Source organism: Pirellulales bacterium, assembly GCA_035546535.1.
GTDB lineage: Bacteria > Planctomycetota > Planctomycetia > Pirellulales > JACPPG01 > JACPPG01.
Genome location: DASZWQ010000111.1, coordinates 96327 through 117525 on the forward strand (window position 1 = coordinate 96327; position 21199 = coordinate 117525).

The 21199-nt window shown below is 63.0% G+C and carries 12 protein-coding genes; 6 read left to right on the forward strand and 6 right to left on the reverse strand.

The window, feature by feature from the left end:
- The first annotated feature begins 3 nt into the window (after window positions 1-3).
- Window positions 4-3396, forward strand: coding sequence for a multidrug efflux RND transporter permease subunit (locus VHD36_14065; protein ID HVU88442.1), 3393 nt, complete (start codon window positions 4-6; stop codon window positions 3394-3396).
- Window positions 3397-3402: 6 nt separating this feature from the next.
- The gene (locus tag VHD36_14070; protein ID HVU88443.1) at window positions 3403-6642 is read left to right on the forward strand and encodes an efflux RND transporter permease subunit; all 3240 of its coding nucleotides are present in this window, start codon (window positions 3403-3405) and stop codon (window positions 6640-6642) included.
- Between the two features lie 444 nt (window positions 6643-7086).
- Here VHD36_14070 and VHD36_14075 read toward each other — a convergent pair whose 3' ends face one another.
- The 4 genes from VHD36_14075 to VHD36_14090 all read right to left on the reverse strand — a co-directional run bounded on the left by VHD36_14075 (window position 7087) and on the right by VHD36_14090 (window position 11294).
- Window positions 7087-8853, reverse strand: coding sequence for an efflux transporter outer membrane subunit (locus tag VHD36_14075; protein HVU88444.1), 1767 nt, complete (start codon window positions 8851-8853; stop codon window positions 7087-7089).
- Between the two features lie 340 nt (window positions 8854-9193).
- On the reverse strand, window positions 9194-9631 hold the full coding sequence (locus tag VHD36_14080) for a HEAT repeat domain-containing protein (protein HVU88445.1): 438 nt from the start codon (window positions 9629-9631) through the stop codon (window positions 9194-9196).
- Entirely contained in the window at window positions 9628-10638 is a 1011-nt protein-coding gene (locus VHD36_14085) for a DUF1559 domain-containing protein (protein HVU88446.1), read from the reverse strand. The genes VHD36_14080 and VHD36_14085 overlap by 4 nt, the downstream gene beginning before the upstream one ends.
- A 194-nt stretch (window positions 10639-10832) precedes the next feature.
- Entirely contained in the window at window positions 10833-11294 is a 462-nt protein-coding gene (locus VHD36_14090; protein ID HVU88447.1) for a hypothetical protein, read from the reverse strand.
- A gap of 315 nt (window positions 11295-11609) precedes the next feature.
- Here VHD36_14090 and VHD36_14095 point away from each other — a divergent pair, with 315 nt between their 5' ends.
- The 4 genes from VHD36_14095 (at window position 11610) to VHD36_14110 (ending at window position 18463) form a co-directional block, all read left to right on the forward strand.
- Window positions 11610-12971, forward strand: a complete 1362-nt coding sequence (locus VHD36_14095) for a DUF1501 domain-containing protein (GenBank protein HVU88448.1) — start codon at window positions 11610-11612, stop codon at window positions 12969-12971.
- 153 nt (window positions 12972-13124) lie between these two features.
- The gene (locus VHD36_14100; GenBank protein ID HVU88449.1) at window positions 13125-14003 is read left to right on the forward strand and encodes a dienelactone hydrolase family protein; all 879 of its coding nucleotides are present in this window, start codon (window positions 13125-13127) and stop codon (window positions 14001-14003) included.
- A gap of 261 nt (window positions 14004-14264) precedes the next feature.
- Complete coding sequence (locus VHD36_14105; GenBank protein HVU88450.1) at window positions 14265-16571, forward strand: alpha-amylase family protein; 2307 nt, start codon at window positions 14265-14267, stop codon at window positions 16569-16571.
- Window positions 16568-18463, forward strand: a complete 1896-nt coding sequence (locus VHD36_14110; protein HVU88451.1) for a dienelactone hydrolase family protein — start codon at window positions 16568-16570, stop codon at window positions 18461-18463. The genes VHD36_14105 and VHD36_14110 overlap by 4 nt, the downstream gene beginning before the upstream one ends.
- A 171-nt stretch (window positions 18464-18634) precedes the next feature.
- Here VHD36_14110 and VHD36_14115 read toward each other — a convergent pair whose 3' ends face one another.
- Together VHD36_14115 and VHD36_14120 are read right to left on the reverse strand one after the other, a co-directional pair.
- Window positions 18635-20815, reverse strand: coding sequence for a M56 family metallopeptidase (locus tag VHD36_14115; GenBank protein ID HVU88452.1), 2181 nt, complete (start codon window positions 20813-20815; stop codon window positions 18635-18637).
- 2 nt (window positions 20816-20817) lie between these two features.
- Window positions 20818-21189 carry a BlaI/MecI/CopY family transcriptional regulator gene (locus VHD36_14120; GenBank protein ID HVU88453.1) on the reverse strand — a complete coding sequence of 124 codons (372 nt, stop codon included), beginning with the start codon at window positions 21187-21189 and terminating at the stop codon, window positions 20818-20820.
- Window positions 21190-21199 lie beyond the last annotated feature (10 nt).

The following is a 21199-nucleotide window of genomic DNA, read 5'->3' on the forward strand; positions in this document are numbered from 1 at the left end:
CCGATGATCTCGCGCTTCTTCATCGATCGCCCGATCTTCGCGGCCGTGCTGTCGATCGTGATTACGCTGGCCGGCGCGATCGCCATGCTCTCGCTGCCGCTATCGCAGTATCCCGACATCACGCCGCCGACGGTGCAGGTCTCGGTCACCTATCCCGGCGCCAGCGCCCAAGTCGTGGCCGACACCGTGGCCGCGCCGATCGAGCAGCAGGTCAACGGCGTCGAAGGCATGCTCTACATGTGCAGCCAGTCGGGCAATGACGGTAGCTACAACCTCACCGTCACCTTCGACCTGGGCACCGATCTGAACACCGCGCTCGTGATGGTGCAGAACCGCGTGTCGCTGGCCATGCCACAATTGCCCACCTCGGTGCAGCAGCAAGGGCTGACGATCAAGAAGAAATCGCCGAACATCCTGCTGGCCGTCAGTTTTTATTCGCCCGACGGCCGGTATGACAATATCTATCTGAGCAACTTCGCCACGATCTATGTCAAGGACGAGCTATTCCGCCTCGAGGGCGTGGCCGACATCAACTACCTGGGCGAGCGCGATTACAGCATCCGCGCCTGGCTCGATCCCGAACTGTTGGCCTCGCGCAGCATCACGGCGGCCGAAGTGGCCAACGCCATTCGCGGGCAGAACCAGGCCGCCTCGCCCGGCTCGCTCGGGCAGCAGCCGTCGTCTTCGCCCAGCGGCTTTCAGATGCCGATGGATGCGCTGGGCCGGTTGACCAAGCCCGAGCAGTTCGGCGACATCATCATCAAGACGGTCGACGGCGGCCCGAACGGCGTGACGCCGCAGACCGTGCGGCTGAAGGACGTGTCGCGCGTCGAGTTGGGCGCGCAGCAATACGATCAGAGCAGCATGATCAACGGCCATCCGTCGGTGGGCCTGGCCATCTACCAATTGCCCGGCACCAACGCGCTGGACGTGGCCGAGCGCGTGCAGGCGAAGATGCGCGAGCTGAAGACGCGCTTTCCCGACGGCGTCGAGTACCAGATCGCTTACGACACGACCCCCTTTATCAGCGAGTCGATCGCCGACGTCGTCCACACGCTGTTCGAGGCGGTGGTCCTGGTGGCCGTGGTGGTGCTGTTGTTCTTGCAGAACTGGCGGGCGACGGTTATTCCGCTGGTGGCGGTGCCGGTCGCGATCGTCGGCACGTTCGCCGTGATGCAAGTGCTGGGCTTCAGCCTGAACAACATTTCGCTCTTCGGCCTGGTGCTGGCGATCGGCATCGTGGTCGATGACGCGATCGTGGTGGTGGAAAACGTCGAGCGGTGGCTGGAAAAAGGCTTGCCGGCGCGCGAAGCAGCCCGCCGCGCGATGGACGAGGTTACCAGCCCCGTGATCGCGGTGGCGGTCGTTTTATGCGCCGTGTTCGTGCCGTGCGCGTTCATCAGCGGCATCCCGGGGCAGTTCTTTCGCCAGTTCGCGGTGACGATTGCGGTTTCGACCGTCATTTCGGCGTTCAATTCTCTGACGCTCAGCCCGGCCCTGGCGGCGTTGTTATTGCAACCGCACGGCGCGAAGCGCGATATTCTTTCGCGACTGCTCGATTTCTCGCTGGGTTGGCTGTTTCGACTGTTCGAACGCACCTTCACGTTCGGCACCAATATCTACGCAGCGGCCGTGGGCGCACTGTTGCGGCTGGCCGTGATCGTGCTCTTGGTCTACGCCGGACTGCTGGGGGTTACGTACTTCTTCTTTTCGCGGATGCCGACCGGCTTCATCCCGCAGCAGGATCAGGGATGGCTGCTGGTGAACGTGCAACTGCCCGACTCGTCGGCCGTGGGGCGCACGCAGGATGTGATGCGCAAAGTCGACCGGCTGGCCCGAGCCACGCCCGGCGTACACGCTACGGTGGCCGTGTCAGGCCAATCCATCCTGCTCACGGCGAATAGCGCGAACTTCGGTTCGATGTTCGTCGTGCTCGATCCCTTCGACAACCGCCGGGACGCGGAGCGCAGCGCCGACGCGATCATGTACAAGCTGCGCGAGACGTGCAAACGCGAAGTGCCCGAGGCCGTGGTCAGCGTCTTCGGCGCACCGCCGGTGCCAGGCATCGGCACGGCCAGCGGCTTCAAGCTGATGGTCGAGGATCGCGGCTCGCTGGGCCTGCCGTCGCTGCAGAAATACACCGACCAGTTGATCGGCGATCTGGCCGCCACGCCCGGCCTGGTCGGCGTGTTCACGATGTTCCGCTCCAACACGCCGCAGTTGTACATGGATATCGACCGCGCCAAGGTCCGCGCGATGGGCGTCACGATCCGGGACCTCGACGACACGCTGCAGATTTACCTCGGCTCGCTGTACGTCAACAACTTCAACGATTTCGGCCGCTCGTGGCAAGTGAACATCATGGCCGACGGCGAGTTTCGCAATCGCGAGGAAGATATCAACTTTCTCAAGGTGCGCAACACGCGGGGCGAGATGGCGCCGTTGAGCACGCTTGTCGACATGCGCGAAGTCAACGGCCCGATCATGGTCATGCGCTACAACCTCTATCCGGCCGCGCCGGTCAACGGCGTGATCTTTCCCACGCTCAGCTCGGGCCAGGCGATCAAGATGATCGACGCGATGGCTGTGGAGAAGTTGCCGCTGTCGATGAAAACCGAATGGACAGAACTCACTCTGATGCAGATTCGCGCCGGCAATACGGCCATGTACGTCTTTGCGCTGGCCGTGGTGTTCGTGTTCCTGGCCCTGGCCGCGCTGTACGAAAGCTGGTCGCTCCCCTTGGCCGTGATCCTGGTTGTGCCCATGTGCTTGCTGTCGTCGATCCTGGGCGTGGCGATCGCCCACATGGCGATCAACATTTTCGTGCAAATCGGGCTGGTCGTGCTCGTAGGGCTGGCGTGCAAGAACGCAATTCTGATCGTCGAATTCGCCAAGCAATTGCGCGACGAGGGGCAGCCGTTGCACCAGGCCACGCGCGAGGCCTGCCGGCTGCGCTTGCGGCCCATCATGATGACCAGCTTCGCCTTTATCCTGGGCGTCGTGCCGCTGGTCATCGCCAAGGGAGCCGGCGCCGAGATGCGCCGCGCGCTGGGCACCGCTGTCTTTAGCGGCATGCTCGGCGTCACGCTGTTTGGCGTCTTCTTCACCCCGGTGTTCTTTCTGGTCATCGAAGGGCTGGGCGAAACGCGGTTCTGTTCCGACTCGCGCGTGCGGCGCTATGGTTCGGTGCTGATCGGCGCCGTGGCGGGTCTCACGGCCGGCCTACTCTTGTACAGGGTCAGCCATATCCGCCTGCTCGAAGCTCTGCTGCTGGGTCTCGTACTGGGCGTGACCACGACGACGCTCGTCACCCGGCTGCGCCAGAGATATTTGCCGCGAACGGTCGCCGGCCGACCCACTGATACCGAAACATCCGACCCACACCGCAGCGAGTAAGTGCCCGTGATCTCGCATTTTTTCATCGACCGGCCGATTTTCGCTTCCGTGTTGTCGATCGTGGCAACCCTGGCCGGCGCGGTTGCGCTCTTGGCATTGCCGGTAGCGCAGTATCCGGACGTCACGCCGCCCACGGTGCTGGTCACCGCGTACTATCCGGGCGCCAATGCCCTGACGGTACGCGACACGGTCGCCGCGCCGATCGAGCAGCAGGTGAGCGGCGTCGAGAACATGATCTACATGTCCTCGCTCTGCACCAACGACGGCGCCTACGTGCTGACCGTGACGTTCAAGCTGGGTATGGATTCGGACATGGCCCAGGTGCTGGTGCAGAACCGCGTGCAACTGGCCGAGCCCGTGATTCCGGACCTGGTGCAGCGCGAAGGGATCAACGTCAAGAAAATGTCGCCCTCCACGATGATGATCGTGAATCTCGTCTCCGACGGCCGCTACGACAATATTTTCTTGAGCAACTACGCCACGATCCAGATTCGCGACGAGCTGGGCCGGTTACCCGGCGTCGCCAACGTCGCGTACCTGGGCGAGCGCGATTACAGCATGCGGGCCTGGCTCGACACCGAAAAACTGGCGTCGATGGCCATCACGGCCGAAGATGTCGTGGCCGCCATCAGCGAGCAGAACTTGCAGGTCGCGGCCGGCCAGATCGGGCAGCCCCCGATTCCGCCGGGGCAGCAGTTTCAACTCACGATCAACACCTTGGGACGTTTGATCGATCCCGAGCAATTCGCCGACATCATCATCAAGGTGGGCCAGAACCAGGCGACGGGACCCACGGGCGGGCCGGGGCAAAGCGGCGGCAGCACGCCTAATAACGAGCAAAGCGCGTCGACCAGCATCGTGCGCTTGCGCGATGTTGCGCGCATCGAACTCGGCTCGCAGCAATACGACCAGTCCTGTACGCTCGACGGCAAGCCGTCGGTGGCGCTGTCGATTTATCAATTGCCCGGCTCCAACGCGCTGCAAACCGCGCAGGGCGTGTACGCCAAAATGGACGAGCTGAAGTCACGCTTTCCCGACGGGCTCGACTACCGCATCGTTTACGACACCACGCCGTTTATCAAGGAATCGATCGGCGAGGTTTTCAAAACCTTGCGAGACGCCATCATCCTGGTGGCGATCGTGGTGCTGGTGTTTTTGCAGAACTGGCGCGCGGCGCTGATTCCACTGATCGCCGTGCCCGTGGCCGTGGTAGGCACGTTCGCGGCCATGGCGGCGCTGGGCTTCTCGCTCAACAACTTGTCGCTCTTCGGCCTGGTGCTGGCCATCGGCATTGTCGTCGACGATGCCATCGTGGTCGTCGAAAACGTCGAGCGCTGGCTGGAAGAAGGCCTCGCTCCGCGCGACGCCGCGCGAAAAGCCATGGACGAAGTGACGAGTCCCGTCATCGCCGTGGCGCTTGTCTTGTGCGCGGTGTTCGTGCCGTGCGCATTCATCAGCGGCATCACCGGGCAGTTCTTCCGGCAGTTCGCCGTGACGATCGCCACGTCGACCGTGATCTCGGCTTTCAATTCGCTGACGCTCAGCCCGGCGCTGGCGGCGTTGATCTTGCGGCGGCGCGGTACGGTACACGATCCGCTGACTCGCGTGCTCGATTTAACGTTGGGCTGGTTCTTCAAGTTGTTCAATGGTGCTTTTGGCGTCGGCACCGCGGCCTACACGCGCGCCGTGGGTGGTTTACTGCGCGTGAGCGTGATCGTGCTCCTCTTGTACGGCGGGCTGTTGTGGCTGACGTACGAGGAATTCAGCCGCGCGCCGACCGGCTTCGTGCCCGAGCAGGATAAGGGCTACTTGCTCGTGAACGTGCAACTGCCCGACTCGGCTACGGTCGCGCGCACCGAGGCCGTGATGGCCCGGCTCGACGAGATTGCCCATGCCACCGAGGGGGTCGAGCACACGGTCGGCATCTCGGGCCAGTCGTTGCTCTTGGGCGCCAACGCGCCGAACCTGGGCTCGATGTACGTCATGCTCAAGGAATTCCACGATCGCCGCGGCATCACGGCGGACGACGTGGCTGCGCAGATTCGCGAGCAATGTGGGAGCGAAATTCGCGACGCCGTGGTCAGCACCTTCGGCGCCCCGCCCATCGACGGCTTGGGCACCACGGCCGGCTTCAAGATGATCGTCGAGGATCGCGGCAACCTGGGCCTTAACGAACTGGCGTCTATCGCCGATCGCATCGTTGCCGCAGGCAATGAAACTCCGCAACTCGACGGGCTCTTTGCCAGCACGCGCGCGAGCACGCCGTGGCTGTATTTGAATATCGACCGTACAAAGTGCCTGGCCGTCGGCCTGTCGATGGCTGAAGTGTTCAACACGTTGCAAGTCTATCTCGGCTCGTATTACGTGAACAACTTCAACCAATTCGGCCGCACCTGGCAAGTCAACGTGATGGCCGATACGCCATTTCGCGACCGGATCGAGGACATCTCGCTCATCAAGCTGCGCAACAAGCGCGGTGAGATGGTGCCGCTGGGCACCGTGCTCGACGTGCGCGATTCGAGCGGCCCGGCGGCCGTCATGCGATACAACATGTACTCGGCCACGGCCATTAACGGCAATGTCGCGCCCGGCACCAGCTCGGGCCAGGCGATCAGCGTCATGCAAGGGATCGCCAGCAAGGAGCTGCCACGGTCGATGGCCTATGACTGGACCGAGCTCACGTACATGCAGTTGCAGGCCGGCAACACGGCCGTCTACGTCTTCGCGCTGGCCGTGGTTTTCGTTTTCCTGGTCCTCGCCGCGCAATACGAAAGCTGGAAACTGCCGCTGGCCGTGATCCTGGTCGTGCCGATGTGCCTGCTGTGCTCGGTGATCGGTGTTACGTCATCGCGGATGGATATCAACATCTTTACGCAGATCGGTCTGGTCGTGCTCGTGGGCCTGGCGAGCAAGAACGCGATTCTGATCGTCGAATTCGCCAAGCAGCAGCAGGAAGAAGGGGTGCCCCTGCGCGAGGCGGCACTAACGGCCTGCCGCCTGCGGTTGCGGCCGATCTTGATGACGTCGTTCGCCTTCATCCTGGGCGTGGTGCCGTTGGTCGTGGCCCAAGGGGCCGGCGCCGAGATGCGACGCACGCTGGGCATGGCCGTGTTCAGTGGGATGTTGGGAGTGACGATCTTCGGCATCTTTCTGACGCCGGTTTTCTATTACGTCATTCAGTGGTTCGGCAAACCACCGGTAGCAGCGGTCAAACCGGCGCACGAAGAATCGAAATCGGCCGAATAGAGCAACCCCCCGTCACGCCGCGTTATTTAGCCGCTCCGCTCGCGGAACGCTGTTCCCCGGCGTTCGACGCAGCAGCATTCGCCGGCGCCTCGCACGCCGCACTTCCCTCCCGGGCGCCGAAAAGCCCCGCCGGGTTCGTCGGCACACAGCGATACCACGGTTCGCAATTCCGCGGGCAGCCCGGTAGCGGCTTGCGGCAATAGTCGTCGCACGTCCCGCAGGGCACGGGCGGCGGGCCTGGCAGCGGCTTGCGGCAGTAATCATCGCAAGTACCGCAAGGGCACGGGGGCGCGCCCGGCAGCGCCTTACGGCAGTAATCGTCGCAACACCAGGTTTTGCACACGCCGCACGGCGGCGAGCAAGGGTCGCGCCGCAGCGGCGGCCCGGCGCGCAGTTCCGACACCAGGCAACAGCCGATCAACAGTGTCATCGCACAGGCGCAGTTCATCGTCGACTTCCTTGCGCAGCCGTTGTATCCGGCGCGGCGCGCACCGACGGCGCCGGCAGTCTTTGCGCCGGCGCAGCGGGACGCAACACGCCGAGCGGTCCGTCCGGCGGGGGCAGCGGCGGAACGGGACCTTTGATCGGTGGCGGATTCAACAGGGGCGAAGGCGCGGGAATCTGCTCGGGCCGGCGATTCGGATCGGGCGGCGGCAAGCCCTGCAGAGCGCCCGACGCCGGATCGAGCCGAATTTCCCATCCTCCGCCCAGCGCGCGAAACGTCTGCACCAGTCCCAGCGCGATCGAGCCGAGCGCCTGGGCATAAATGTTCTGCTGCTGCACCAGGTTTTGTTCGACGAGCGACACGCGGTTGAAATCGGTCAATCCGCCCTGGTACTGCGCAATGGCAACCACGACGGCCTTCTTGGCGGCCGTCACGCTCTCGGCCATGTAGCGGGTCTGTACCTGCGATTTCAAGAACGTGACGATGCCGTTCTCGACCTCTTGGCTGGCCGTGAGCACGGTATTTTGATAGTGCGCAACGAGCTCTTGAAAGAGTGCATCCTGGGCGCGGACGTTATTCAGAATGCGTCCATAGTTCAGCAGGTTCCATTGAAACGCCGGACCCCAAGTGCCGTACAACGCGCCGGAACTGAATAATTGCGGAAACTCCGCCGCCGAATAGCTGAAGGAACCGTTGAGCGAGATCGCGGGATAGAAATCGCTCTCGGCGATGCCGATCTGCTCGGCCTGGGCTGCGGCGTTGCGTTCGGCGCGGCGCACATCAGGTCGGCGTCTCACCAGGTCGGCCGGAATGCCCACCGCCACCTCGGGCCCGACGATGGGAATGGAACGCGGCGCCATGCGCCGTTCCAAATCCTCGGCCGGTATGCCCAAGAGCACGCACAGCCGGTTATTGGTTTGTCGGAGGCTGATTTCCAACTGCGGGATCTGCGCCTCGGTTTGTGACAGGATGCTCTGCGCCTGGTCGACGTCCAGCTCCGTGACCAGGCCCCCTTTGTAGCGCGCCGTGGCGATGGCCAATGTCTCGCGCTGCAGCTCGACGTTAGCGCGCGTTAGCGCGATCTGCTGTTCAAAAATGCGAATCTGCACGTAGGCCTGGGCGATATCGCCGAGCAGGGTGACAAGCACGGCGTCGAAATCCTCGACCGAGGCATCGAGCCGGTCGTTGGCGGCGATGATCGCGCGGCGGAAGCGTCCCCAGAAATCGAGTTCCCAGTTGAGCGTGAAGCCGACGTCCCACTCCGGAAAGAACTGATCCAGCACGAAGCCACGGTTGGCCACGTTCTTGCTGATCGAGTTTGCCGTATGGTCGCCGAAGGCATATTGCTGCTGCGGAAAGAATCCGCCCACGGCAATTCCCAACAGCGCGCGATTTTGCAGCACGCGAAAGCCCGCTTCCCGCAGCGTCAGGTTTTGCCGGTAGGAGTCGGCTACGAGTTGATCGAGCACAGGATCCTGGAACACCGTCCACCAGCGGGCCAGCTCGGGCGATTCCTCTTTGCGCAGACGCATGTCATCGGCGTCGATCCAGTCGTTGGCCACCGGCGCCGGCGGGCGTCGATAATTCGGCCCAACCTTGTAGCCGTTGGCAACATATTCGCGGAAGCTCGTGCAGCCAGAGCTAACGAGCACAAGCACGCACAACGCGGCGCGCAGTGCCGTCCGTAGGAAGCCCGCAAGCCACAGGCGCGCACTGCGGCGGACGCCGACAGCGCGCACGCTCGCGCGCGTTGTCGATCGAGCCACGGACGAGTCCGTCCACGGTCGAGGCGGGCTTGCCTCCATGCGCGTGAATTCCTGCGAGGACTGAACGAACGACTCGGGCGGGAAACAAAAACGGATGTGAGATGCGGCCGGCGCGCGAATGGCGCCAGGCAACACGGCGGGCCAGTAAAGGCAGGGCTCTGTGGAAACATCGGCAAATTCGGTATCCGAGGCACAACCGAACTGGCGCGGCGCGCCGCTTGCCGGTCACGTGCGCTGGAAAGACAGGGATGCTGGCAATGCAGCGCAACAACGCTAGCCCCCAGCGCGCAGCGCGAAAATGCCCTCCGCCTGGAAACGCGAGCCTTCGCGACACAGCGCTTTATCGCTTGCCGCGCTTCTTGGGCTGCGGCTTGGGTGTCAGGCTGGGATCGATGCGCGTGAGCGCCTTTCCGGCCTCGCGGCGCACCCGCGCGTCGCGGTCGTCTTCGGCCTTGCGCAAGTCGTCGATGGCACTTCGGGCCTGTTCGCCAAAATACCCCAGTCCGATGGCCGCGCTCAGCCGGATGTCCGGCTCCTTGTCGTGCAAGCATTGCGCGAGGACCGGGACTATTTTCTGGGCTTCCTTAGTTCGCTGCGGCAACAGGCGCACCGCGATGATGCGGTCGCGCTCTTCGCGGGAATTCAGGTCGGCGATCAATTCATCGGTCGATTTGCTCCGCCCGCATCCGGCCACGGCAAGCAGGCCGATGAACAAAGTGCTCCATAACACAAACCGCGTCCGCGCGCTGGCGGTCGGACCTCTGGTGGTCGGCGTCATTGCGAACCACCTGTGATCTCGCCGCCGGCGATCGTACACATGTACTGATACGTCAGCGGCTCGATGCTGCTGGTGATAAAGCGCACCGAACCGTCGCCGAGCAGGAAGTTCGCCCCCTGGCCGGCATGCATGCTGTAGAACGTATCGGGGTCGAAGATCGGAAAGTCGGCGCTCGGCACGTGCGTGGCGTTGCCGTGCGCGAGCACCAGCGCCTCGGCGAAGTCGGTGTTGTCGTACGCCGGCCCTGGTGGAGGCGAGTTCGGCGTCTGGCCCGCCATCCAGGCCGGACATAGTCCACCGGTGACGGCGCCGGTCCAGGTACTGGGCGAATGATCGCCCGAGCGCTCGCCGACGACGATCGTGACGCTCAATCCGTCGGTGATGCTGGCCGGCGTAAAGCGGCTGTTGCGGAAGAAGAGGCCGTCTCCTTCCAGCCCCAAACCGCCCTGAAGTCCGTCGGCGCCACCGCTGCCATCGGCCGCGCCGCCGGCATTGTAGAAGCACTCGATCCAGCCATTGCAGCCCACGTAGTTGGCGTGCGCCACGGTGGCGATCGGCGCGCTCATATTAATGTCGTAAATCGCGACCGGGTCCTGCCAGGGATCGGTCGGACATTGATACATGGCCAGCGTTTGTTGCGCCACCGTCGCGTTCACAGCTGCTTGCACGCCCTGATGGAATTGAATCTGGTTGTACAGATTCTGCTGTTCTTGAAACGGCAATAGAAAGGCGGCCCAACCCCAGCCGGGACCAACGTCGTTATCCGGCGTCGCTGTGGCGACCTTATTGCCGTCGATATAGCCGGGCGGAAAGAAGCCCTGGCTGTTGACGTAGTTGTGCAGCGCCAGGCCGATCTGCTTCAAGTTATTCGTACATTGGCCGCGTCGCGCCGCTTCGCGCGCGGCTTGCACCGCGGGCAAGAGCAGTGCAACCAGCATTCCGATAATGGCAATCACGACCAACAGCTCGACGAGCGTGAACGCCCGTCGCGAATATCTTCTGTACATCTCCGTGGTTCTCCCAATCGTTGAAATCCGGACGCGGCGTTGGGAATCGTTATGTCATTTCCCAAGCGGCAGCCGCGCGCGAGTCCACAAGGACGATTGGCCCATGCAGTTTGTCGCGCGATACATGGAGGACCGAAAATCCGCGCATGCACCACCGGTGCACAGCAAGAACTAACGGCCGAACAAGACGCAGCTCAAATCGAAGGAGCTACGATGGGAGGAGCCCGTGCCTGCGTGGCGACAACCACGATCGGTTGCACACGCGGGGCCGAGACCGTGCGAAGCGGAACGACGTGTTCCGAGTTTTCCACAAGCTCAAATGGCGTGACCGCCAGGATCGGGCGGCCGAGAAACTGGCAAATCTGGCAATCGTCGTCATCGGCGAGCGGTGCATGACATGGCTTGGCCGCGTCGTGATCCGTATCATCGTGGGCAAACGCGTGAGGATCGGCCGCACGATGATCACTCGCCTGATCTTCGCACGCTTGATCATCACAGTCGTGATGATGGCAATGCCCAATAACGACCGCGTGCGACGCTTCGCCCAGCGCATGCACGTGCACGTGCGATGCATTGCTGAATACAATCGTCAGCAAATACGCCCAGGCGGCGAATAGCTTCGTCGCGCGGTGAGTGCGTGGGCGTCGCAGGAACATGAAGAGGATCCGTGCTGATCGCGGACTGTGCCGCATATGACGTTTGGCGAGCGCTTTCGCTCCGTAGCGATTCGGCTTGCCGCTCAACCCCGTAATCCTAGTTGCAGATTGCGGCCCGGGTCAAGCTCGAAGTCACCGTTCCGACAATGGTTTATGGTGATATTCGTGGCAAAATTCCTTGCCCGAGGCGGTGCCGTACTGCTATCCTGGCGGCTGAAATCGAACGTCGGGTAACGACTGGCCCGGCGACGATTCGCCTGCTCGATTCCCGCCTTCCACCGCCGCTCGCCCCCGCCGTGCGTTCCGGAGCGCGTCATGCTGAACCTGCTCGGTCCGGTCAGCCGTGAGCCGTTTTGCGATCGTCTGTCGCGGCGCAATTTCTTGCGCATCGGCTCGCTGGGCGCGGCCGGTCTGACACTGCCGCAACTGCTGCAAGCCGAAGCGACCGCCGGCGTCACCAATTCGCGCAAATCGCTGATCCTCATCTACCTGGTGGGTGGGCCGCCGCATCTCGACATGTTCGACTTGAAGCCCCGCGCCCCGCGCGAGGTGGCCGGTCCGTTCCGCCCGATCGAGACCAACGTGCCGGGCGTGGAAATCTGCGAGCACATGCCGCAGCTCGCCCGACGGATGGATCGCCTGGCGATCGTCCGCTCGATTGCCGACTGCCAGGCCGATCATGACGCGTTTCAATGCTACACGGGGCGCGAGTCGCGTGCCGCAGGCGCGAGCGGCGCCTGGCCCACCGTCGGCGCTACTGTCGCCCGATTGCAAGGCTCAGCCGCGCAGGGCATACCGCCGTATGTCAGCCTGTGCTACCCCTGCACGCATCCCCCGTACAACGAACCGGGCCCCGGCTTCCTGGGCGTGGCCCACACACCGTTCCGCCCGTTGGGCGACGGTCGCGACGACCTGGTGCTGCGCGGCATCACGCAGGATCGGCTGCACGATCGGCGACAACTACTCTCGAGCGTCGATCGCTTTCGGCGCGAGGTCGACACGCGCGGCATGATGACCGGACTCGATGCCTTCACCGAGCAGGCGATGGGCGTGCTCACTTCTTCGCAATTGGCCGAAGCGCTCGACCTATCGCGCGAAGACTCGCGCACCGTCGAGCGCTACGGCACCGGCGACCCGTCCGTGTTCATCGATGGCAACGGCGCGCCGCGCGTGCCGCAAAGCTTTCTCGCGGCACGCCGCCTGGTCGAAGCCGGCGTGCGCGTCGTCACCGTGAACTACAGTAAGTGGGACTGGCACGGGCATCCTTACGGTTCGTGCTTCGATCGTTGCCAGGAAGATATGGTCGTTTTCGATCGCGCCTTCTCGGCCCTGTTAGACGACCTGCGCGAGCGCGGCCTGGAGAATGATGTCACCGTGGCGGTGTGGGGTGAATTCGGACGCACGCCAACGATCAACGCCAACGTGGGGCGCGACCACTGGCCGCGCGTAGCGTTCGGCCTCCTGGCGGGCGGCGGTTTGCGGATGGGACAAGTCATCGGCGCGACCGACCGCTTGGGCGGCGAGCCCATCGAGCGCCCCGTGAAATTCGCCGAGCTCTTCGCCACGCTTTATCACACACTCGGCCTCGACGCGTCGCAGGTCACGGTCGCGGATCTGGCTGGCCGGCCGCAATATCTTGTGGCAGGTGATGCAGCGCCATTACGCGAATTGGTGTAGCTGATGCCCCCTAGAGGTCGTCGTGGCGAAGCGCATCGCGAGCGGGTATGTTGTCGAGCGTAACCGCTGTCCATTACGCAATCGCGGCAGGCCACGCGCTTTTGGTACGGCACACGAAACCGCCCGCGTTCCTCCAAGGAGCTTTGTGCAACGATGACCACGCCTAATGTTCGCGAAGAGATGTTGAGCTTGCTCGGACGATTGGATTTCGATCGCCGCGCGTTTGTCGTGACCTCGCTGGCCGCCGGCTTTGCGTTGGCGGTGCGACCGGTCTCGGCCGAAACGATCACGACCGACGACAAAGGCCTGGTCGCCGGCGAAGTGAAGATTCCCGTGCCCGACGGCGAGATTCCCGCCTATCGCGCGATGCCGGACGCGGGGGGACCTTTTCCCGTGGTGATCGTGGTGCAAGAAATCTTCGGCGTCCACGAGCACATCAAGGACATCTGCCGCCGCTTCGCCAAGCTCGGCTACCTGGCCGTTGCGCCCGAGCTGTACGCGCGGCAGGGGGACGTGTCGAAAATGGAGAACATCCCAGAGATTATTGCCAAGGTGGTCTCGAAGGTGCCCGACGCGCAAGTTCTTTCCGACATCGATGCGACCGTGGCCTGGGCCAAGAAGTCGGGCAAGGGAAACACCGCCAAGCTCGGCATCACGGGCTTCTGCTGGGGCGGACGGATCGTGTGGTTGTATTCCGCCCACAATCCCGACCTGAAGGCGGGCGTCGCCTGGTACGGCCGGTTGATCACCAGCAGTGACGAGTTGCACCCGAAGAACCCGATCGACCTGGTCGATTCTTTGAAGGCACCGGTTCTCGGTCTGTACGGCGGCGCCGATTCGGGCATCCCCAACGAGAGCGTCGAGAAAATGCGAACGGCGCTCAAGGATGCCAAAAAGTCGTGCGAAATTGTCCTCTATCCCGACACGCCGCACGGCTTTTACGCCGACTACCGCCCCACGTATCGGCAAGACAAAGCCGACGATGGCTGGAAGCGGCTCTTGGAGTGGTTCAAGAAAAACGGCGTCGCGTAGCTCGCGCCGGCCGTGCAAATCTCAGGAATAGGACTTCACCACGGAGGCACGGAGACACAGAGGAAATGCAGAATGCAAAATGATGAATGATGAGCAGGCAAGCCTGGGATTCTCGTTCGTCATTCCGTATTCCTCATTTCTTCTCAGTGTCTCCGTGACTCCGTGGTGATTACGCCTTTCGGCGCTTGCTTGACGCGTAGCCAGCGCGCATGATCGAGAGCGATCGTACGAAATATCAATCGCCTTGATGGGATCACTGCCATGCGCCCTTGTCTCGCCGCGCCCGCGCGCGTTCACTGCTACCTGTTCTCGCTTGCGATCGCGTTGGTTCTCGTCGCCCATGCGACGGCCGCCGAGCCGATTGCCAATCCGGACACGGCCGGGCTGCCGCCGCGATCGGTGCCGGCTGCCCGGCCGGCGCGGCCGATTCCCGAATGGATCGAAACGCACAAGCGGATCGGCCATTTGCCCGGCTCGCTGCCGATGGGCGAAGAGTTCGTCAAGGCCGGCTACAACGTCGTGACGCTGAATGTGTTGGGCCGCTGGGAAATCGTGGGCCCGTCGGCGGACCTTTATCCGGCCGAGCGCGTCAAAGAGGCCGAGCAGTATTTGCGCACGCACGTCGAGCGCTGCCATAAGGCCGGCGCCAAAGCCGTGTTTTACATGGGGCCCGTGCAGGTCCCCTCGGGCAATGACCTCTTTGCCAAAGCGCATCCCGATTGGCTGCGCATCAAGGCCGACGGCCAACCCGACCCGGTGCCGAACTTCGCCAACATTCGCAGTGGCTACGCCGACTGGCTGCTCGCGCAGCTGGAATACGTCACGCGCGAGTTCAAGGTCGACGGCTATTGGTTCGACGGCTATGCGCCGGTACACCTGCACACGTACGACGACGCGACCAAGAAGGCGTTCCGCGAATTCTCGGGCGGGAAGGAGATACCCACCAAGTTCGATCCCGTGCACGATCCGGTGGCGAAGCAATACCTCGCCTGGCACGCTGCGTATTTCGTCGATTTTGCCGATCGCATGCGCACGGCCATTCGCACCGCGAATCCCGAATCGATCATCTACGTGAACCACTCGGCCAATCGCACCTGGTATTACCCTGACATGTACATGGGCGAATACCCGATCGATTACACGAGCGCCGTCGACATCTCTTCGGTGGAATTGTATTGGGACGTACCGGGCGATCCGCTGTACCAGCAATTCGTGTACGCCTTCATGCAAGGCATCACCCACGAGCGCGGCGCGGCGTGCTGGATTCAGCCGTCGGCTCATGGCATCTCGGGCATTTCGTCGCGCGTCGAGATCCAGTTGCGCGGCCTGGAAGGAACGCCGTGGGGTGTGTACCCGGAGTTCGTCGAATCGACCGGCCGCGAGGAATATTACAAGCTGCACCTGGAAAATATGAAGGCTCGCGACGAGTGGTTCGCCCATTCGCGGGCGATTCCTTACCTGGGCATTGTTGCCTCGGAACAAACCCGCACGCTGTACGCGCAAGGCGCGCTGCCGGTCTATTTCTCGCACACGCTAGGCGCCTTTCGCGCGTTCATGGAGAAGCACATTCCCACGCGCGTGCTGACCGAGCACGACCTGGAGGATGCCGACCTGCAGGGCATTCGTGTCCTGGTGCTGCCGAACGTCGCCTGCATGTCGCCGCGCGCGGCCGAAGTGGTGCGCCGCTTCGTGGCCGCCGGCGGTGGCCTGATCGCCACGTTCGAGACATCGTTGTACGACGAGAACTATCAAAAGCGCCCCGACTTCGCGCTTGCCGATCTGTTCCGCGCGAAATATCAGGCGACCGACACGGTTTCGCAGCGGGTCGAGAACATTTATCTCACGCTGTCGGCCGACCATCCGATCGTCAACGACCCGCTCATTAAATCGAAGCAGAACACGGCCTGGCTCAACCCGGGCAATCCACCCGAGCAGGGAACGCTCGCGCTGATCGCTAGCGCCGCCGACGTGAAACCGCTCGACGGCGGCCAGGTGCTGGCCACGTATCGCCCGAACTTGCCGGCCGAGCGCGCGAAGGAGCAGCATCCGGCGATCATCGCCTCGGAATTCGGTCGCGGCCGCGTCGTTTATTTTCCGGCGTCCGTCGACAAGGGAATGTTCTTCTATCCCGACGGCTACATGCGGCAGATGCTGGCCGCCGCGGCGCGATGGGTGGCGCGCGACGAGCGCCCGCCGGTCGACGTCGATGGTCCGCTGATTTTGACGGCCACTTATCGGCGCCAGGCCGACAAGAAGCGCACGATCGTGCATCTCTTGAATCAGGCCAGCAGTTGGGGCATGCACTCGATTTATCAAAAGCTGGCACCCCTGCCGGAAGAACTGAACAAGCAATGGGGATTTCCGAATCAGTCCGAGCTGCGCGGCACCTGGCCGGTGCGCGAAGAGATCATTCCGCTCTCGGGCATCCGCGTTCGCTGCCGCGCGCCGGGCGTGACGCGCGCCACGCTCGAACCCGGCGCGATCGATCTGCCGCTCACGAAAACCGACGATGGTCTCGAAGCGATCGTCAACGACCTGGGCATGCACGCGATGGTGGTGTTTGAATGAGTCGGGCTCCTAGGTGCTGCCTGAGGTGGCTCGTCACGTCTCTGCTGGTCATCGGCGCGGCCGATCGAGCCGCAGTCGCCGCGGACGATGCGCCACCTGCCGGCGACCTCGCGGCTACGACTTCTGCCACCATCAGTTCCATCGACGAACTGTGGTCCGGCTTCGATCCGTACTCTCCGCCGTTCGACATCGAAACGATCAAGACCCAGGACGAGGAGGGCATCCACCTCGAGACGATTTATTTCACCGGGGAAGTCTTCGAAGGTGAAAAGACGCGCGTGTTTGCTTACCTCGGCCGACCTCGACAGGTCGCCGGCAAGACGCCCGGCGTCCTGCACATTCACGGCGGAGGGCAGACCGCCAACCTCGACTGGGCGCGCTATTGGGCGCGCCGCGGCTATGTCACCCTGAGCTTCGATTTCTGCGGCGATACCAACCTGCCGAACCTCGGGCCGGAATACCGCCGCGAGCATTTCACGCGCTGGGGTAAAGTGCCCGCGAACATGATGCAAGTCTCGGGCGGGCGTTCGATGAGCCCCACGCCGCGCCATAACCCTTGGTATCATTGGGCACTCGCCGCGCGGCGCGGATTGTCGCTGCTCGAAGCGCAGCCCGAGGTTGATGCCTCGCGGCTGGGCATCTTTGGCATTTCCGTGGGCGGCACGCTGACGTGGATCGTGGCGGGCGTCGACCCGCGCGTGAAAGCGGCCGTGCCGATCTACGGCAACGGCTGGGAATCGTACAACAGCTATCCGCCCCAGCCCGAGCCGCAACCAAGCGAAGATAATCGCCTGTGGCGGCTACTGATCGCGCCCGAAGCGCACGCGCCGCGCATCAATTGTCCGCTTCTGTTCATGAGCGCGACCGATGACTTTCACGGCAAGATGGACCTGGGCTACCGGTCGCTCGACTTGCTCGGTTCCGACGTACGGCGCCAGTTGTTCACGCCGAACTACGATCATCACATCGAACCGGCCGAGGCACGTTCGCTCCCCTTGTGGATGGACGCGCACCTGCGCGGTGATCCGGACCGTTGGCCAGCCACTCCGGCGATCGAATTTGCCGCCGCGACTGAGAGTGGTATTCCGCAGTTACGGGTCACGCCACCAGATATAGCGCACGTCGAGCGCGTCGATATTTACTATTCGCTGTCGAACGACTGGCCCATGAGCCGCTTCTGGCGAACGATCGCGCCGGTCCGTCGCGAGCGGGATGCGTTCATCGGCTCTGCCCCCTATGTCGACGCCCGCGACGTGCTGTACGCGTTTGCCAACGTAACGTACGACTCGGGCATTCGGCAAAGTTCGCTGTTGATCAAGCGACCGGCGGCCGCGATCGACGGTGCCCGGCCGACGCTTGCTCGCTCGCAGCTCATCGACGACATGGAAACGTCCACCGATTGGAACTGGGTGCCAGCCTATACCGATCCGAATCAAGGCGAGACGCGTTTTTTCGAGCCGTGGCAAGGAGGCGCCGGTGAGCGCGGTTTCACGCTCGATGCCAAAATGTTCCCGCACGAGCGGCCGATGTCGTTTTATTTCGGAACGCGCAAGATCGGCGACCCGCAATTTCGCGGTGTCGGTGACGCAGCGCTATCGATCGACTGTCTGGCGGCAGCGATGCCAGACAAAATCACGGTGCGCGTGAAACACCGCCGACCGGGCGAATACGGCCAGGAATATACTGCGGACGTGCTGCCCGAGGCCGAGGCGCAATCATCGGCGGTCGGCGACGTAGGCGATTCGGTCTGGCGGACGATTCGCACGCAGCGCGAGCAGTTTCACGACGCACAAGGCACGACGCTTCCGGATTGGGAGCACGTCGAGTACTTCATGCTGCAAGGCACCAGCTCGGCCGGCAAACCGCCGGTGTTCAAACGATTGCGATGGTGAACCGATCGGCGCGACAGAAAACAATCCATCCACAGATTTCGCAGATGACGCAGATTAAGAGAAGCGCGGTTGACCGCGTAGTGTCGTGCTCTGCCAACAAATCTGTGTCATCTGCGCAATCTGTGGACGCATTTCTTGCTGCATGAGAGTCGACCGTGCCTGGAAGCGGTGTTACTGCTCTTCACGCTTCGCCTCGGTTTCGCCGTCCCCTTCGACGATGACTTTCGGTGTCAGCAGTAAGTACAGAAATTGTTTCTGCTCGTAGGTGGGAATGCAGCCGATGAGTAACGACTGACCGTCGGCTAAAGTTGACGAGACGTCAATTTGGCAGTGGCGGACGCGTGGGATCTCGAGCGTCGTTGGACCGTCGGGAGTGACCGCGGTAATTTTGCGGACTTCCTCGATCTTGCTCAGATCGATGTGCCCGTCGAGGCCAATTGTTTTGGCATCGGCGCTTTGTAGCGTCCGCATTTTTATTTTAACCCCCTCGTCGACGACGACGACCCGCGGACGTTGGCCGCCATCGGCCAATCGTGCGATTCCCACGGTGTACGCCGCTTGGGTGTAATCATTGAGAAAGATCTGCTGACCGTTGAAGGCGGTCACCTTAGGTGCCTGCAAGGTCTGACCGGTGACGTTGGCGATGATTGAATTGACCAGAGCCTTCGCTTGTTGCTTGTCGAGCGTGGCCACGGCCGTGGCCAGGTAGTCGTCGACCGATGCGGCCGCTCGGACGTTGAGCTTCTCCTCGCGCCATTCCGAGAACGCTTCCTCGTCCTCCGCAGGCGGCACCGGTCCAACGTAACGCCATGCGACGCCGAGCCGTGCGGCGACGTCTTCGTCGCAGGTGAGAAAGCGCGTTTCGATGCACGTCTGGCCGATACCACTTTTTTCCCAGGCCGCCAGCAAGCGGGCGATCTCGTCGTTTACGGTGCGAGGCGCGGTGATGGTCAGTCGATCGCCGTCGAGCTTCATGCGCTCGTCCGCCCACTCCTTGGTTTTGACGTCGTGCTGGCTGGCGCTCATGGGCAACACGTGTGCCAGTAGCCAGTAGACGTTTCTTCTCGCCGTATCGCTTCCGGGGTTGGTATCGATGCGCTCCCAGATTTTCGCCAGGTCGTACGTGCGAGCGATCTCGGGACCGGGATCCGGCTTCGGCGAAGCCCACACGTCCCAATCATAGGCGGCGCCGGGCAGCCAATCGTTTTTTGGTGCGGGCTTCGGTGGCGGCGTTTGCGCATCGGTCAGGCCGGCGATCGCCACGAGCGCGACGACCAGCGCCGCGCCGATCGCCTGCCAGCGCCCGCGCACGACGCCAGCCCTCTGCAGGGCCTGCAACCGGTTTTGTGCCGCGCGCCGACGAACGAAACCCGACAGAAAGCCGACGATCAACGCCGGCAGCATGATTCGCCAACGCGAATGCATCGCCGGCCGTGAGAGAAGCTTTAACAGCAGCTCGGAATAGGCTCGGGCCGGGCACCCCTCGAGATGCGCGAGCGCGAAGGCGTCGCACGCTTGCTCCCGCAGCGCTCGAAAGCGCGCGGCGGCCAGCCAGTAAACCGGGTTCCACCAATGCGCGGCTCGCACAAGCGCCAGCAGCCAGTTGGCCGCGATGTCGTAGCGGCGCACGTGGCCGAGTTCGTGCAGCATCACCATCCGCAGTTCGTCATCGGACAAATCAAGCGCCGCCGGAGGCAGGAGCAATTTCGGGCGCCACAGGCCGGCAACGGCGACATGGTCGATCGTTTCGAGGTGCAAGAGCGGAATCGCGCGGCGGCAGCCGACGAGCCGACGACACTCGTTCCATAGCGCAAGCAATGGCGGATCCGTACACGGCAACGCCTGGCCTAACAGGCGATGAAAACGCCAATTGGCGACGAGCGTTGCTGCCAGCAGGGCGATCAACCCAACGAGCCACGCCGCGGGCAAGAGTATCGCGATAAGATCGAGAACCGGAGTCGGCTCGTGAACGCTACTAGCGGCCTCCACGGTCGTCGGCGCCGTGGCTAGCGTTGCGGCGGCTTCGTCAGCTTCTGCACCGACAAGCGTATCGTCAGCCGGGCTGGCAACAGAGCTTGGCATGGGCGGCTGTGCGTCCGCGTCGGGAATCATCCGCAACAGATTTTGCAGGCTGACCATGCTCGGCGGCGCGAGCGGAACGAGCAATCGCACGAGTACCATGGCCCACAGCAGGCTCATCACGCCGGCAGACAGCCAACGCCGCAGCGCGACATTCAAAACGCCGACGACGATCGCCAAGAGCGAGGCGGTCGCACCGGCAACGATCGAGAACACCAGGCCCGTGCTACCTAGGTCGTCCAACAATATGCCAAGGGAGGAGAGTCCGTCCATGATCAACCTTCCTGCTCATCGAGCATTTGGCGTAACGCGGCAATTTCCTCGTGCGATAGCTTCGCGCTGCGCAGAAAATGGGCCAGCAACAGCGCTGATTCACCCCCGAAAACGCGCTCCAGAAACGAGCGACTCGCCTGCTTGACGCAGTCCGTGCGCCGCGCGCGGGCCCGGTAGACGTAGCGATTCCCGTCCAACTCGTAGGTGAGGACCCGCTTCTTCACCAGCCGATGCAGCATGGTCTTCACCGTTGCCGGAGCCCAGGAGGCGTGATCCGCTAGCTGGGCAATCACTTCCTGCGCCGCGAGTGGCCGGTGATCCCAGATGACGTTCATCACCTGCCACTCGGCGTCGGAAATCGTGACTGTCGGCATCGTGGGGCCT

Bases quoted from the DNA above. Each gene is read 5' to 3' on its own strand.
- VHD36_14090 (HVU88447.1), bottom strand. From the start codon at position 11,294: ATGTTCCTGCGACGCCCACGCACTCACCGCGCGACGAAGCTATTCGCC.
- VHD36_14115 (HVU88452.1), bottom strand. From the start codon at position 20,815: ATGGACGGACTCTCCTCCCTTGGCATATTGTTGGACGACCTAGGTAGC.
- VHD36_14120 (HVU88453.1), bottom strand. From the start codon at position 21,189: ATGCCGACAGTCACGATTTCCGACGCCGAGTGGCAGGTGATGAACGTC.
- VHD36_14105 (HVU88450.1), top strand. From the start codon at position 14,265: ATGCGCCCTTGTCTCGCCGCGCCCGCGCGCGTTCACTGCTACCTGTTC.
- VHD36_14100 (HVU88449.1), top strand. From the start codon at position 13,125: ATGACCACGCCTAATGTTCGCGAAGAGATGTTGAGCTTGCTCGGACGA.
- VHD36_14065 (HVU88442.1), top strand. From the start codon at position 4: ATGATCTCGCGCTTCTTCATCGATCGCCCGATCTTCGCGGCCGTGCTG.
- VHD36_14110 (HVU88451.1), top strand. From the start codon at position 16,568: ATGAGTCGGGCTCCTAGGTGCTGCCTGAGGTGGCTCGTCACGTCTCTG.
- VHD36_14095 (HVU88448.1), top strand. From the start codon at position 11,610: ATGCTGAACCTGCTCGGTCCGGTCAGCCGTGAGCCGTTTTGCGATCGT.
- VHD36_14080 (HVU88445.1), bottom strand. From the start codon at position 9,631: ATGACGCCGACCACCAGAGGTCCGACCGCCAGCGCGCGGACGCGGTTT.
- VHD36_14085 (HVU88446.1), bottom strand. From the start codon at position 10,638: ATGTACAGAAGATATTCGCGACGGGCGTTCACGCTCGTCGAGCTGTTG.